Origin of the sequence: Arthrobacter sp. SLBN-100 (assembly GCF_006715305.1) — a bacterium.
Taxonomy (GTDB): Bacteria; Actinomycetota; Actinomycetes; order Actinomycetales; family Micrococcaceae; genus Arthrobacter.
Genome location: NZ_VFMY01000001.1, coordinates 1,574,566 through 1,587,790 on the forward strand (window position 1 = coordinate 1,574,566; position 13,225 = coordinate 1,587,790).

11 protein-coding genes are annotated in these 13,225 nt (G+C 60.3%); 7 read left to right on the forward strand and 4 right to left on the reverse strand.

What is annotated here, in order from left to right:
• Positions 1–2 precede the first annotated feature (2 nt).
• From FBY31_RS07255 to mscL, 4 genes are all read left to right on the forward strand, one after another.
• The gene (locus FBY31_RS07255; protein ID WP_142038695.1) at positions 3–878 is read left to right on the forward strand and encodes a M15 family metallopeptidase; all 876 of its coding nucleotides are present in this window, start codon (positions 3–5) and stop codon (positions 876–878) included.
• A 135-nt stretch (positions 879–1,013) separates the two neighbouring features.
• Entirely contained in the window at positions 1,014–2,093 is a 1,080-nt protein-coding gene (locus FBY31_RS07260; protein ID WP_142038698.1) for a hypothetical protein, read from the forward strand.
• Between the two features lie 148 nt (positions 2,094–2,241).
• Complete coding sequence (locus FBY31_RS07265; RefSeq protein WP_235012959.1) at positions 2,242–3,684, forward strand: phenylacetate--CoA ligase family protein; 1,443 nt, start codon at positions 2,242–2,244, stop codon at positions 3,682–3,684.
• Positions 3,685–3,824: 140 nt separating this feature from the next.
• Positions 3,825–4,238 carry a large conductance mechanosensitive channel protein MscL gene (mscL, locus tag FBY31_RS07270; RefSeq protein WP_142038701.1) on the forward strand — a complete coding sequence of 138 codons (414 nt, stop codon included), beginning with the start codon at positions 3,825–3,827 and terminating at the stop codon, positions 4,236–4,238.
• A 66-nt stretch (positions 4,239–4,304) separates the two neighbouring features.
• Here mscL and glmM read toward each other — a convergent pair whose 3' ends face one another.
• Together glmM and FBY31_RS07280 are read right to left on the reverse strand one after the other, a co-directional pair.
• Complete coding sequence (glmM, locus tag FBY31_RS07275) at positions 4,305–5,666, reverse strand: phosphoglucosamine mutase (RefSeq protein WP_142038705.1); 1,362 nt, start codon at positions 5,664–5,666, stop codon at positions 4,305–4,307.
• Between the two features lie 79 nt (positions 5,667–5,745).
• A complete protein-coding gene (locus FBY31_RS07280; RefSeq protein WP_327436917.1) occupies positions 5,746–7,686 on the reverse strand; it encodes a DUF6541 family protein in 1,941 nt (646 codons plus the stop codon).
• Positions 7,687–7,775: 89 nt separating this feature from the next.
• Between FBY31_RS07280 and FBY31_RS07285 the strand changes: the two genes are divergently transcribed.
• Both FBY31_RS07285 and FBY31_RS07290 read left to right on the forward strand, forming a co-directional pair.
• Positions 7,776–9,014: a bifunctional glycosyltransferase family 2/GtrA family protein gene (locus FBY31_RS07285; protein WP_142038710.1), complete on the forward strand. Its 1,239-nt coding sequence runs from the start codon at positions 7,776–7,778 to the stop codon at positions 9,012–9,014.
• On the forward strand, positions 9,011–10,945 hold the full coding sequence (locus FBY31_RS07290; protein ID WP_142038713.1) for an ArnT family glycosyltransferase: 1,935 nt from the start codon (positions 9,011–9,013) through the stop codon (positions 10,943–10,945). The genes FBY31_RS07285 and FBY31_RS07290 overlap by 4 nt, the downstream gene beginning before the upstream one ends.
• 199 nt (positions 10,946–11,144) lie before the next feature.
• Here the strand turns inward: FBY31_RS07290 and rpsI are convergent, their stop codons facing one another.
• Together rpsI and rplM are read right to left on the reverse strand one after the other, a co-directional pair.
• Complete coding sequence (rpsI, locus tag FBY31_RS07295; protein ID WP_050684362.1) at positions 11,145–11,651, reverse strand: 30S ribosomal protein S9; 507 nt, start codon at positions 11,649–11,651, stop codon at positions 11,145–11,147.
• Between the two features lie 38 nt (positions 11,652–11,689).
• Positions 11,690–12,133: a 50S ribosomal protein L13 gene (gene rplM / locus FBY31_RS07300; protein ID WP_009358699.1), complete on the reverse strand. Its 444-nt coding sequence runs from the start codon at positions 12,131–12,133 to the stop codon at positions 11,690–11,692.
• A 275-nt stretch (positions 12,134–12,408) separates the two neighbouring features.
• Between rplM and FBY31_RS07305 the strand changes: the two genes are divergently transcribed.
• Positions 12,409–13,092: a prepilin peptidase gene (locus FBY31_RS07305; RefSeq protein ID WP_235012960.1), complete on the forward strand. Its 684-nt coding sequence runs from the start codon at positions 12,409–12,411 to the stop codon at positions 13,090–13,092.
• Positions 13,093–13,225: the final 133 nt, after the last annotated feature.

Below are 13,225 nucleotides of genomic sequence, written 5' to 3' on the forward strand. Positions count from 1 at the left end.
AGGTGTGCTACCACTGCGCTCCTGCCGCCGGAGCCGCAGGGACGGCGACCAGCCGGCGCAGCTTCGCCCGCTTCCTCGCCGCAGGAGCAGGGCTCACTGTCCTGGCTGCCTGCACGCCTGCGGCACCCGAGCCGGTGGCGCCGTCGTCGGCCTCCCCTGCTGCGTCACCGTCGCCTTCCGTCACGCCGGCAACCACGACGGCGGAGGGCACCGCGGCGGCTCCCCCACCTCCTGAGGCGTCCCCCACGCCGTCGCCCTCCTTAGCCCTGCCGCGGCAGCTCTCCCTCACTGATCCGTCGAGCCCGTGGCTGGTAGTCAACAAGCACCGGCCGCTGGTTCCGGCGGACTACGTGCCGGCTGATTTGGTGCAGCCCGCCATCGCGACGACTGCGTCCGGGGAGTCCGCGCTGCTGAACAGCACGACGGCGGCCGCCGCTGAGGCGATGTTCGCGGCCGCGGCGCAGGAAGGGGTGGCAATGGTCCTGGCGAGCGGGTACCGCTCCTATGGGACGCAGGTGGCCACCTACAACGGGTACGTCGCCTCGCGGGGCCAGGCCGACGCGGATACGGCCAGCGCGCGGCCCGGTTACTCGGAGCACCAGACCGGCTGGGCGTTCGATATCGCCGACGGCGGTGGCGCGTGCAGCTTCCAGCCGTGCTTCGCGGACCAGCCCGCGGCCGTGTGGGTCAAGGCGAACGGGCACCGGTTCGGGTTTGTGGTGCGGTATCCGTGGATGTTCCACCCCATCACGGGGTATTACTACGAGCCGTGGCACCTGCGGTACATCGGGGTGGAGGCTGCCACGGACATGGTGAGCCGCGGCATTTTCACGCTGGAGGAGTACTTCGCGGTCGACGCGGCGCCGGGGTATTTGTGACAAGCGGCCGAATTAGACTGCAAATTCTGACACGCTTAATTTCCGTCTGCTCGTATGCCGTTGCTTCCTCAAGTCTTGCGAAGGATTTGTGCCACCTACATGGTTATTGATAGCTGCGTCTCATAGATTGACGACATGGTTATGGATGCCGGAGCCCTTTGGCTCGACCTCGTGGAGGACGTTCGCTGGTATCCCTCACCGCATAACTCCCAGCCGATCAAGCTGAGGGCCATCAGTGACACGGCGGCAGTTGTTTATTATGATCTTGACCTCGGATTGCCTGCCGAATCGTTTGGTATCCCTTTTGGCCATGTCTGTGCAGGCGTCTTCTTAGAGTCCTTATCTGTGGTCGCGGCAGCCCGCGGCTACAGGACAATAGAATTCCTCGAACATTCGGAAATGGATTTCGCTGCCGCAGACCGCTTGCATCGTATTGGGACAGTGCGATTGGAACCCGTCCCCGAGGACGACGAGTTGCAGTCCGCGGCTCAACATCGGTTCGTGGCCTTCCGGTCCAGAATGACTTCCCGCCGTCCTTATGACAGCAGGATTGTGGGCAATGAGATTCTCACGGGGGCGTCGGCAATCGCCGCCGCGCAAGGATACAAATTCCGCTCGACTACCGACGCCCGCATTGTTTCTTTACTTGTGCAAATCAATCAGAAGACCCTGTTTTCCGACTTGCGCAATGATGCCGTCTACGCCGAGATTATGCATTGGCTGCGGTTCTCGAAGGAGGAAGCGGCCGCGCTGGCCGACGGTCTGAGTGCAGAAACCATGATCATGCCGGGTCCCGTGCTTCGTTTCGCCATGCGGCACCGCGGCTTGTGGTCCTTCCCCGTAATCGGCGGCTTAATCAGAGCCATCTACTTGCGCACCATGCGCGGGGTGCGGCAGCTCGGGTGGCTCGAAGGCCCGTTCGACGAACCGGCGGATTACTTGGAAGCCGGGCGTACGTTCATGCGGGTCTGGCTATTCTTCTCTGAAAAAGGCGTGTGTCTTCATCCCTTCGGCACTGTCATCACCAACCCGGCCTCTCACGCCGAATTCGTTCGGGCGGCGGGAATCAATGAAACCGCGGGCAGAATGGCCTGGATGCTCTTCAGGTTCGGATACAGCGCCACTCCTCCAGCCGCGCACCGCCGCCCGGCCACCTCGACCCTGCTTAGTCCATTGCCTGAGGACACATCACTACAGGAGCCCCTCCGTGAATAAAACGTTCGTATTCGCATTCGTTTTTCTGATGGACAGGTTCGTTGGCCTGTTCACCCCAAGGATTTCCACGCACCGGATACTGCTCATGCCTGGGATCGAACCTTTCCGATGGACCGCCGGGCGGTGGAGGGCGTGGCGGACCTTTGAAATGGCGGCTAAACGAGTGCCTGCCTATCGCGAGTTCCTCGCCGAACATGAGGTACCCGGAAAGCTCTCCCTCAGTGGCAATACGCTGACGCAGGCGTTCGCAGCGCTCCCGGAAATGGACAAGGACAGCTATATCAAGCGCTGGGCCATTCCTGCCCGCAGCGTGGGCGGCGTTCTTCCCCGCCACGGGGTCGTAGTGGACGAATCGTCCGGAAGCTCAGGTGTTCCCACCAGCTGGGTGCGAGGCCTGGAGGAACGCCTCGCCACCCGGCAGTTGCTCCAGGTTGGTTTTTCGAGGACTGCTGAGACGCTCAAGAAGCAACCGTTTGTGCTCAACTGCTTCTCCCTTGGCGCATGGGCGACGGGGATGAACGTCAGCACTTCCCTCACGGATGTCACCATGATCAAATCCATCGGGCCGGACCGTAACAAGGTCATCGCCACGATGCTCGAATTTGGGACGGACTACACCTACATCATCCTCAGTTACCCGCCCTTCCTGAAGGCTTTGTTCGAAGATGAACGCATCGATTGGGAAGACTACGACATCGTCGCGGCGTTCGGCGGCGAGGGCATCAGCGAGAACATGCGGGGGCACATCACAAAGTACGCCCACAGCGCTTTCGGCTCCTACGGGGCCTCCGACCTGGAAATCAACATTGCAATAGAGACTGACTACACAGTGGCGCTCCGTCAGGCCATCGCCGCGGATCCGGCACTGTCCGCGCGGCTCACCAAGCAGGACGAGTACGGCGTGCTCCCGATGATCTTCCAGTTCAACCCCTACGACTACCTCCTGGAAACAAATGCGGATGGCGAACTGATCGTCACGATCGTGCGGAAAGAGAACGTCAACCCGCGGATCCGGTACAACATCCATGACCGCGGGCACGTGCTGCGCGTGCGCCACCTCAACGCTGTACTCAAGGAATTCGGGCTCGACCATGTGATTCGTCAGCAGTTCCTCGATCTCCCCCTGCTCTTCCACTACGGCAGGAGCGACCTGTCCGTCGATTTCAACGGCGCGGTGGTAGCACCGGATGCCCTGCGCGACGTCCTTAGCAGCGACCGGAGCCTTCTCGCAGCCGTCGAAAACCACCGCCTCGTCAGTTTCGAAGACGAGCAAGGAAACCGGCAACTGCACATCGCGCTGCAGCTCACCGCAAAAGCTACCCATGAGCGCACCTTGGACCAGGTCGCGTACAGAAACTACATCCTTGCGCAACTGAGAGCCATGAACGGCGATTTCAACAACGCAATCCTTACATCGGCGGACACCAGCCTGCCCACGATTGCGTTCTACCCGCTGCACACCGGCCCGTTCAAATCTGACGGCGCGAAGCTCAAAAACGAGTACGTTTGGCAGCTTGGTCCCTCAGCTCCCCAAGACTGGGCCTTGGACCTGGCCTTCCGAGCGCAAAAGAATCCCGCAGCCGCTACCTGAGACGGCGGGTGATACACGGCATGCCGATACGGCCTACCGACCCGCTGGCCGCTTCTGTGGCACCGGGCTCATGCTGTTGTCTCCATTGATCAGCAGTTCCTAGCAAGTCCGGTAATGGGATCTGCGCTAGTTTGGTTCCTATGCTGACTGGATTCAAGAACTTCATTATGAAGGGCAATGTTGTTGACCTTGCTGTGGCCGTTGTCATCGGTACGGCCTTCGGCGCTGTAGTCACCGCGCTGGTGAACAAGGTGCTGATGCCCTTCGTTGCCGCGATTGTGGGCTCCCCCAACTTCGACAGCTTCGCGAGGCTTCCACTCGACGAGCACGGCGGCAACGTCATCGAGTTCGGTGTCCTGTTGACCGCGATCGTGAATTTCCTGTTGATTTCGGCGGCCATCTACTTCGTGGTGGTGATGCCGATGAACCTGATGATCGAGCGCCGGAACCGCCGGCTGGGGATTAACCAGGACGTGAAGAAGGAGTCGGCGGAGGACCCGCAGATCGCGCTGCTCACGGAGATCCGCGACGCGCTGAAGAGCCGCACGCCCTGACTCTTTCGACCTAAACCAGCGGCCCGTCTCCTGATGGAGGCGGGCCGCTTTTGGTGGTGGCTGGATCTATTCGCTGACCAGCTCCAGTGCCAGTTCTGCGCGGACCACCTGGGCGAGATGTTCCGCAATGGACTGGGCGGTCTCTTCGTCGGCGGCTTCCACCATTACGCGCACCACAGGTTCGGTGCCGGACGGGCGGAGCAGGACGCGGCCAGTGTCACCCAAGGCAGCTTCCGCCGCAGCCACGGCCTGGGCCAGGACTTCGTTGCTGCCCACCTTGGTGCGATCTACACCCTTGACGTTGATGAGCACCTGGGGAAGCTTGGTCATCACGGAGGCGAGTTCCTTGAGCGTCTTACCGGTCAGGGCAATCTGGGCGGCAAGCTGCAGCCCGGTGAGGACCCCGTCGCCGGTGGTGGCATGGTCCGCGAAGATGACGTGGCCGGACTGTTCGCCGCCCAGGTTGAAGCCGCCGTCGCGCATCTCCTCGAGGACGTAGCGGTCCCCCACAGCGGTTTCACGGATGCTGATACCGGCTTCGCGGAGTGCGATCTTGAGCCCGAGGTTGCTCATGACGGTGGCCACCAGGACGTCGTCCCTGAGCTTGCCTGATGCTTTCAGGGCGACCGCGAGGATGGCCATGATCTGGTCGCCGTCCACTTCGTTGCCCTCGTGGTCCACTGCGAGGCAGCGGTCGGCGTCGCCGTCGTGGGCAATTCCAAGATTTGCGCCGTATTTGACCACCGCTTCCTTGAGGGGCCCCAGGTGGGTCGAGCCGACGCCGTCATTGATGTTGTGGCCGTCAGGGTCAGCACCAATGACAATGACATTGGCGCCAGCATCCTTGAACACCTGGGGCGAGCAGCCGCTCGCGGCCCCGTGGGCGCAGTCGAGGACGACAGTGAGGCCTTCGAGGGTGTGCGGCAGCGTCTGGAGGAGGTGGACGATGTAGCGGTCCTCGGCGTCGGAGAAGCGCTGGATGCGCCCGACGTCGGCGCCGACCGGGCGGACGGCCTCGTTGGACATCTGTGCCTCGATGGCGTCCTCCACCTCATCGGGGAGTTTCTGGCCGCCGCGGGCGAAGAACTTGATGCCGTTGTCCGGCGCGGGGTTGTGCGAGGCGGAGATCATCACGCCAAAGTCCGCGTCCAGGTCAGCCACAAGGTAGGCCGCCGCTGGGGTCGGGAGGACGCCGGCGTCGTACACGTCGATACCGGAGCTGGAGAGGCCGGCCTCCACCGCGGCGGCGATGAACTCGCCGCTGGCGCGCGGGTCCCGGGCCACTACGGCGCGCGGCCGGGACCCGTTGGAGTTGCGGTCATGGCCAAGTACGACGGCGGCCGCCTGGGCCAACTGCATGGCCAGCTCTGCTGTCAGCAGGCCGTTGGCCAGCCCCCGGACACCGTCGGTTCCAAATAATCTAGACACCGGTCAAGTGTATGGGATGGGTCTGGCCGGGCTTGAAACTGCTGGCCAGTACGTTGTTGCGGGGGCTCTGGGACAGGGTCTATCCGTCACATCCGACAAACCTGTATAATGCCGCTTCACCTTCTTGGTCAACCTTAACAAAAGCGGGTGAGCGTTCTGGAACGTCCAGACCGGGGAAGTCATTGACTTCCTTACGTTTCGGATCAATATAGTGACCGCCAAAGTCGAGGAGGAATTGAATATTCTCCCTTTTTGCAGCCTGGCAGACGTCAGAGTCGGGGCTAGCTTGGTTCAGCTCCTTCGCCGCCAAGAGCCGATCCGCGTTGGAGCCAGTGGAAGCGTGTGCAAAGAGTACGCGGCGATCGGCAATGGCATAGGCCGTGGAACTACCATCCCAAGGGTTATTGGCAATGACTGCGTCCGGCGGCACCTGAGCACTAATCCGGCTCAATAGTCGGACTTCGTCCGGACTTAGCAGGGGGGAGGCATCATTTGATGCATAAGTTCGCTCCCGCCCAGGCGTCGTCTCTGAATTCGTTGGCCAGATGATCACAGATGCCGCTAACGCCCCAATGCCGGCCGGAAGGAGCCATCTGACGCGGTACCGGGCAAGACCTTCGAAGATCCATACTCCGGCTGCCCCCACAAATATGGCCCAGAACATCGGCAGAAGCGCAGCAAGCCGGGGCGGGTCACCATACCAAGCCCCGATAATAATTTCGCGAACAATTGGGATTGGAACCACGGCCGCCACTAGATACAGTGCCACTGCGCCCGCATAGGACGCCAGAAACCAGCGTTCGGTCGGGCTTTGAATTAGCACCCCCGTTCCAACCAGGGTCAATGCAGCGAGTCCCCACGCGATCTCGCCGTGCGTGGGTGCCGCCAAAAGCACACTCGCTGCTGCGGCTGGCAGAGTATCAATCGGATCCCAAGTGGTGGTCCAAGGGCGGACAACACCCCAAATCATGAGACCAGCCGCGAACACGCTAATCCAAAGCGCCGTCCACTGAAGGTATCCAAAGGGATCCGACCGTCGTCGCCGGAGTTCCCTGAACGAGCGTACGGCAGCCATGGCTGCGAAGAACGATGAAAGTCCGACGAGAGCCACCACGCCTGACATGTGGGTGCAAACAAGCCCGGGAAGCCCGAGCGTCAGCGTAACTGTGGCCAACGGCCATGGCATCGGCGCCACCCGGCCAAATTTCAACACCGCGGCCAACACCGAAATCAGCGGCGGCAAGAAAGTCACCACCAGCATGTAGGGAAAGAGCGGCCCAAAGTCACTCTTCTGGCTCTGCATCACGGTGAACGGGAAGGCGAAGAATCCGGCGCTGGCAACTGCAGCACCCAGCAGGGCAACAAGCTTCGGCCCAACAACCACATAGACAAAAAGAAGCACGCCAAGTGGCCAGGCGACGGCAACTATCGCGAAGTTGAGGGCGTTAGCAGCTGGGACTACGGGCAACCACGTCACCTGCGCGGTCAACGCTGCCATTGCATGCCAAATCTGAGGATAGAACCCGGACGACTCCCCGGTCATACCTTGGACGGAAAAAGGCGAGCCATCACCGGAATCAAGGATTTGCTGTACGAAGTTGACATGGAACGGCGTATCAATGCCCTGATTGATGTTCCCCGGGCGCTCGACAATCTGGGCATAGCGCAATGTCAAGATTAGCCCGGCCGTCAAGAGAGCAATCCAATATCCGATGCCTGCAGTTTGGCCCTCCGGCCTCCAAACAAAGCACGCCGGCCATCGCTTGCTCATCAAACGGACCACGACCAGGAGGAGCCCAGCTATCAACACCAAGGCGACACTGAACGCGCCGATATTCCACGGGACTTTCAACCACCAGCAGGCGAGCGTGGACACTGCAATAAGTGAGGCAGTCAGGACTGGTGCAAACGAAACTAACCATACGTGCCGAAGGCCTAGTACCCATCCCAAAAGCAGCCCTGGCGCCATGAGCACAGCGACAGCGCCTGCAAGGCTTGGCAATGCAAAAAACCACTCCATCAAGGATTCCCCAAGTTTTCCATCAGTAATTGCCCAAGATCCCGCTCGACGCTGGCGGGTCGCCCGCACGCGTCTATAGCATACACAGCATGAAACTTAGCCGCGGGGGCCTGGCGCTTGAAATTGTTGTACCGGTTTTCAATGAGGAATCAGTACTCGAAAAGAGCATCGTAGAGCTCGTCGATTACTTGAAACTGGAAATGCCGGCGACGTGGCAGATTACTATCGCCGACAACGCCAGCACGGACAACACACGCCTTATTGCCACTCGTCTCGCTGAGACCATGCCTAACGTTGCCTACCGGCGTTTGGACATCAAGGGGCGAGGGCATGCACTTCGTGATGCATGGAGCTCGTCCAAAGCCGAAGTCTTGGCATATTTGGATGTAGACCTCTCGACTGATTTGGCGGCCCTTCCGCCACTGGTGGCACCCCTGTTGTCCGGCCACTCGGATATCTCCATCGGCACGAGACTCGGTCAAAATTCCCGCGTCAGCCGGGGCACAAAGCGGGAGTTTATTTCGCGTTCGTACAACTTCCTACTGAAACGCACGATGCAGGTCCGTTTCTCCGACGCGCAGTGCGGGTTCAAGGCCATTCGCGCAGACGTTGCCAGAACGCTCCTTCCCCATGTCGAGGACAATGGCTGGTTCTTTGACACAGAGCTACTGATCATCGCAGAACGCTCAGGCCTGCGAATTCATGAGATTCCCGTGGATTGGGTGGATGACCCGGACAGCAGGGTGGATATCCGACAGACTGCCATCGACGACATCCGCGGAATGGTTCGTGTCGCCGGGTCCTTGGTTAAGGGCTCGATTCCCGTGCAAGCAATTTACGCCGAGCTAGGGCGGCGGCCAATAGTTACCCAGTCTCGGCCCAGTTTCTTTGGCCAGGTTATTCGGTTCGGTATAGTCGGCGCCATATCAACGATGGCCTTCGCCTTACTGTTCCTACTGTTTCAAGGGCCTTTCGGGGCTCAGCAAGCCAACTTCTTTGCCCTACTCTTGACGGCTGTCGGCAACACAGCTGCGAACCGGCGTTTTACCTTCGGTATTAACGGCCCGGAAAAGCTCTTCACACAGCAATTCCAAGGCCTTGTTGTGTTTGCATTGGCTTGGTCGATCACATCATCTTCACTTTTGGTTTTGCACACCATTACTCCGGACTCTTCATCTACTATGGAGCTCGTGACACTAACCGGGGCCAATATTCTTGCGACGCTCATGCGATTTGCGCTCCTGCGCATCTGGGTCTTCCGTGTTCGCAATTCGGAGAGCGCTGCACAAACGCTATCCTCAAGCGTCAAATTGGCTAGGGTCGCTTGAAGGCAGCGACCGACGGTCCGATGAACATTCCCAAGGCTTCGGCAGAACTAATACCCGCGTCACGGCTCCCGGCAGAGCGGCGTCGGCTGCTTGCCGGCCAGGGGACACAACGCTTCGCCCTATTTGTACTCCTAGCCCTAACAAGCCTGTTGTATCTGTGGGGCTTGGACCGCAACGGCTGGGCAAATTCCTATTACTCCGCTGCGGCGATGGCGGGCTCCCAGGATTGGACGGCATTTTTCTTCTCGTCTTCTGACCCCGGAAACGCCATTAGCGTGGACAAGCCTCCGCTCAGCCTTTGGGTGATGTCCGCCTCTGTTTGGGCCTTTGGCCTCACTCCTTGGAGCATCTTGGTTCCCCAGGCGCTGATGGGCGTAGCCAGCGTGCATCTGCTGTACCGGATGGTTCGGACCTATGTTGGCGCCGCCGCAGGTTTCCTTGCGGCCACAGCTCTTGCCGTAACCCCGGTGGCGACGGTGATGTTCCGTTACAACAATCCGGATGCTCTGCTCACCTTGCTGATGATAGGCGCTGCGTATGCGGCGTTGGAGTCAATCCACCGAGGCCGCCTCCGCTGGCTTATCCTGGCAGGCGTGCTCACCGGTGCAGCGCTGTTAACGAAGCAGCTCCAAATAGCACTGCTACTGCCTGCCATCGCTGCCGCCTACCTGATGTTTGCCAGTGCCCCGATCGGTAAGCGACTGCTTCACCTCCTGGCTGCCCTCTTAGCAGCAGCTGTTACGGGCGGTTGGTGGTTCCTCGTGGTGCAGATGACGCCGCCTTCCAACCGGCCCTTTGTCGGAGGCTCCCGCTTCAACAGCGCGGTGGAGCTGACGCTCGGTTACAACGGAGTGGATCGACTTACCGGCGAGGATGCCAGCCGAACCATGTCCCCGAGCGCAGCCAGCCTGGTGGAGAAACTTGATCCAGGATTCCAACGCTTTCTTCAGCCACAGTTCTCAGGGCAATTCGGGTGGTTTCTCCCCCTCGCTATCGCAGGGCTCTTCCTTGCCATATGGCACCTGAAGCATCGCAGCGGCACTGCACAGTACCGGGCGCTCCTCTTTCTTTGCGGAGTCTGGTTTGTCTGTTCGGCCACAGTGCTTGCTTTCATGTCGGGCATCGTCCACCCTTACTACTCGTTGACGCTTGTCCCGCCGCTGTGCTGCCTTGCAGCGATCGCCCTGGTTCACATGTACCGGCTTCGTCATCGCAGGCCCGTCCGTTTGGCACTTGCCGGCACTTTGCTCGTGACGATGGTCCTAGGCTTCGTAACGGCGGTTCGGTCAACTGCCGATTTCCCAGGAGGACCTCTCGTTGCACTGGGCCTATGGTCGATTGTGATCGCCCTGCAGCTGCTTCCTCCGCCTACGCAAATCCTGCGGTCTATCTCCACAGGAATTCTCGCGGTGACGCTCTTGCTAGGCCCGACAGTGTGGTCGGTCAACACGGTACTGAGCCCGCACGCAGGCGCAGGCGTTGTAGCTGGGCCCAGCATTCTAGGCATACGGACAGACCACCCTGATCGGAAGCAGGTAGGACCTGACGTGCCACCAAGCTTCACAGCGGTGATGTTCGGCGACATCCCCGAGGAGGAGGTGACCGCACGGCTTCGTGCTACTCCAGCTTCGGTCGAGTGGCCATCCGCGATGGTGGGTTCTGAGACTGCAGCAAATTACCAACTCGACAGCGGCCGATCCGTGATGCCTATCGGCGGTTTTGACGGCACAGATCCTTTTCCGACGTTGAAAGAGTTCCAGGCAATGGTGGACGAGGGCAAGGTGGCATCGTTCGTGATCCAGGCGCTGCCCCCGTTGACGCTGGAAGGCCGTGGCGAGTCAGCGAAAATCGTCGAATGGGTTAGAACCAATTTTCCCGCGGAGCAGATCGAAAGCGCCCAGTACTACGACTTGCTCCCGTACCAACCATAGAACCGCCAGAAGCGCACCCACTGCGATTCCATCTGCTCCGCGTAGTCAATGAGGGAGTGTTACAGATTTGGAGGCGTTCCTCGGCGGTGGTGCGCTCCATGGGCGCCTTCCGGCCCCCAGCTTTCGCCGAGGCCGCCGCAGGGTGACAGACAAAAAGCCCGCCCCGCCAATGGCGGGACGGGCTTTTGTGCAAGCGGATTTAGCGCTTGGAGTACTGCTGAGCCTTGCGGGCCTTCTTGAGACCAGCCTTCTTACGCTCGATGACGCGGGCATCGCGAGACAGGTAACCGGCCTTCTTCAGCGTGGCGCGGTTGTTCTCGACGTCGATCTCGTTCAGGGAACGGGCGATGCCGAGGCGTAGTGCGCCGGCCTGGCCGGAGATGCCGCCGCCGTGGATGCGGGCGATGACGTCGTAGGCGCCTTCCAGATCAAGGATCTTGAAGGGCTCGTTGACGTCCTGCTGGTGCAGCTTGTTCGGGAAGTAGTTGTCCAGCGCGCGGCCGTTGATGGTCCACTTGCCGGAACCGGGCACAACGCGGACGCGTGCAACGGCTTCCTTGCGGCGGCCAACTGCTGCGCCGGCAACGGTCAGCGCCGGGCGCTCCTTCTTCGGCGCAGCGGCGTCAGCAGCTGAGCTTTCAGAGGTGTAGCTGGTCAGGGTTTCCTCAGCCTCGACGGCTTCGGTGGTCTCTTCGTTCTGAGCCACGGTTCTCCTTGTATAGATAAGTTGTTTGGTGGCCAGGACTACTGGGCGACCTGGGTGATTTCGAAAGTCTTGGGCTGCTGGGCGGCGTGCGGGTGCTCAGCACCGCGGTACACCTTCAGCTTGCCCAGCTGCTGTGCAGCGAGGGAGTTCTTGGGGAGCATTCCCTTGATGGCCTTTTCAACGGCGCGGACCGGGTTGGATTCCAGCAGTTCCGCGTAGTTGACGGAGGTCAGGCCGCCCGGGTAGCCGGAGTGGCGGTATGCGCGCTTCTGCTCCAGCTTGGCGCCGGTGAGGGCTACCTTTTCAGCGTTGATGATGATGACGAAGTCGCCCATGTCCATGTGGGATGCATAGGTGGCCTTGTGCTTGCCGCGCAGCAGGATTGCGGTCTGGCTTGCAAGACGACCAAGGACAACGTCTGTGGCGTCAATGACGTGCCACTGGCGGTTGATATCGCCGGGCTTCGGGGTGTACGTACGCACGGTGTTTGCCTCGTTCTTGTTCTGGCGTTCTTGTTTAGGTGTCACTAGCTCGTGCACCTACTGTCTGCGCGCTACCGGAACAGAGGTGAGGGCTCCATGTAACCAGTCATCCTGAGGTTCCGAATGTGCACGTTGAGTAGTCATCCTGCAACCGGATTCTCAAGCGGGCACGCACCATCGGAATAGGACACGCACAACGACTACCAAGATTAGCGCGTTAAGGTGTTCAGGGTCAAAATGGGGTAGCCGGAGGCGACTCAGCGCTTGCCGGCCTGATGGAGGCAGGGGTCCCGGTGCTTGGAATGGGAAGTGACGATTCGACAGCATGGCTCTTGGTCCTTGGCGCCGGCTTCGCGGGATTAATCCTCTGCCCCATCACCGATGTCCTTATCGTCAAGTGCGTTCCCAGACTGGGTGCCCTGCCGGCCCTCCCCATCAGAATCACGACGGCGGCACTTACCGCCCTTGTCTGCGCGGCCTTTGGCCTGCGATTGGGAACGAGCTTTGCTTTGCCAGCTTTTATATTCCTGGGCGTGCTAGGCATACAACTGGCCAGGATTGACATCGCACTGCATTTGCTGCCCAATCCCCTTGTATTAGCCCTCCTCGTAGGGGGCCTTGTTCTATTTCTGATGCCCGGCCTATTTGATAAGCAGGCGGATAACCTGCTGCGCGCAGTGCTCGGAGCCGTGATTTTGTTTCTTGCGTACCTTATTTTGGGACTAATTTCCCCAGGGGGCCTCGGAATGGGTGACGTGAAGCTTGCTGCGCCTATCGGCCTTTATCTGGGGTACCTAGGTTGGAGCCAACTGCTCTTCGGGGGACTCCTCGGGTTCGTCCTGAACGGCCTAACCACAGTCGTTATTCTCGGCCGAAAGAGCCGGAATAAAGCGACGGAGGTGGCCCACGGCCCCTCGATGCTGGGCGCTACCGCGGCAGCCACCCTCTTCCTCCTCTAGCGTCTTCTTGCGGCCTTTTGAGCCCTGCCCCTGATCGGCTGCGCACTCCGCCCAAGTAGTGGGGCGGTGTACGCACCCATCTTTCTGAGTACTTCCCCAACCTTTCAAGTACGTACTTTTGGCGCCCGCGAAA

Coding starts and splice junctions, on each gene's coding strand:
- FBY31_RS07260 (WP_142038698.1), top strand. CDS start 1,014: ATGGTTATGGATGCCGGAGCCCTTTGGCTCGACCTCGTGGAGGACGTT.
- FBY31_RS07265 (WP_235012959.1), top strand. CDS start 2,242: ATGGCGGCTAAACGAGTGCCTGCCTATCGCGAGTTCCTCGCCGAACAT.
- mscL (WP_142038701.1), top strand. CDS start 3,825: ATGCTGACTGGATTCAAGAACTTCATTATGAAGGGCAATGTTGTTGAC.
- FBY31_RS07280 (WP_327436917.1), bottom strand. CDS start 7,686: ATGGAGTGGTTTTTTGCATTGCCAAGCCTTGCAGGCGCTGTCGCTGTG.
- FBY31_RS07285 (WP_142038710.1), top strand. CDS start 7,776: ATGAAACTTAGCCGCGGGGGCCTGGCGCTTGAAATTGTTGTACCGGTT.
- FBY31_RS07305 (WP_235012960.1), top strand. CDS start 12,409: ATGGAGGCAGGGGTCCCGGTGCTTGGAATGGGAAGTGACGATTCGACA.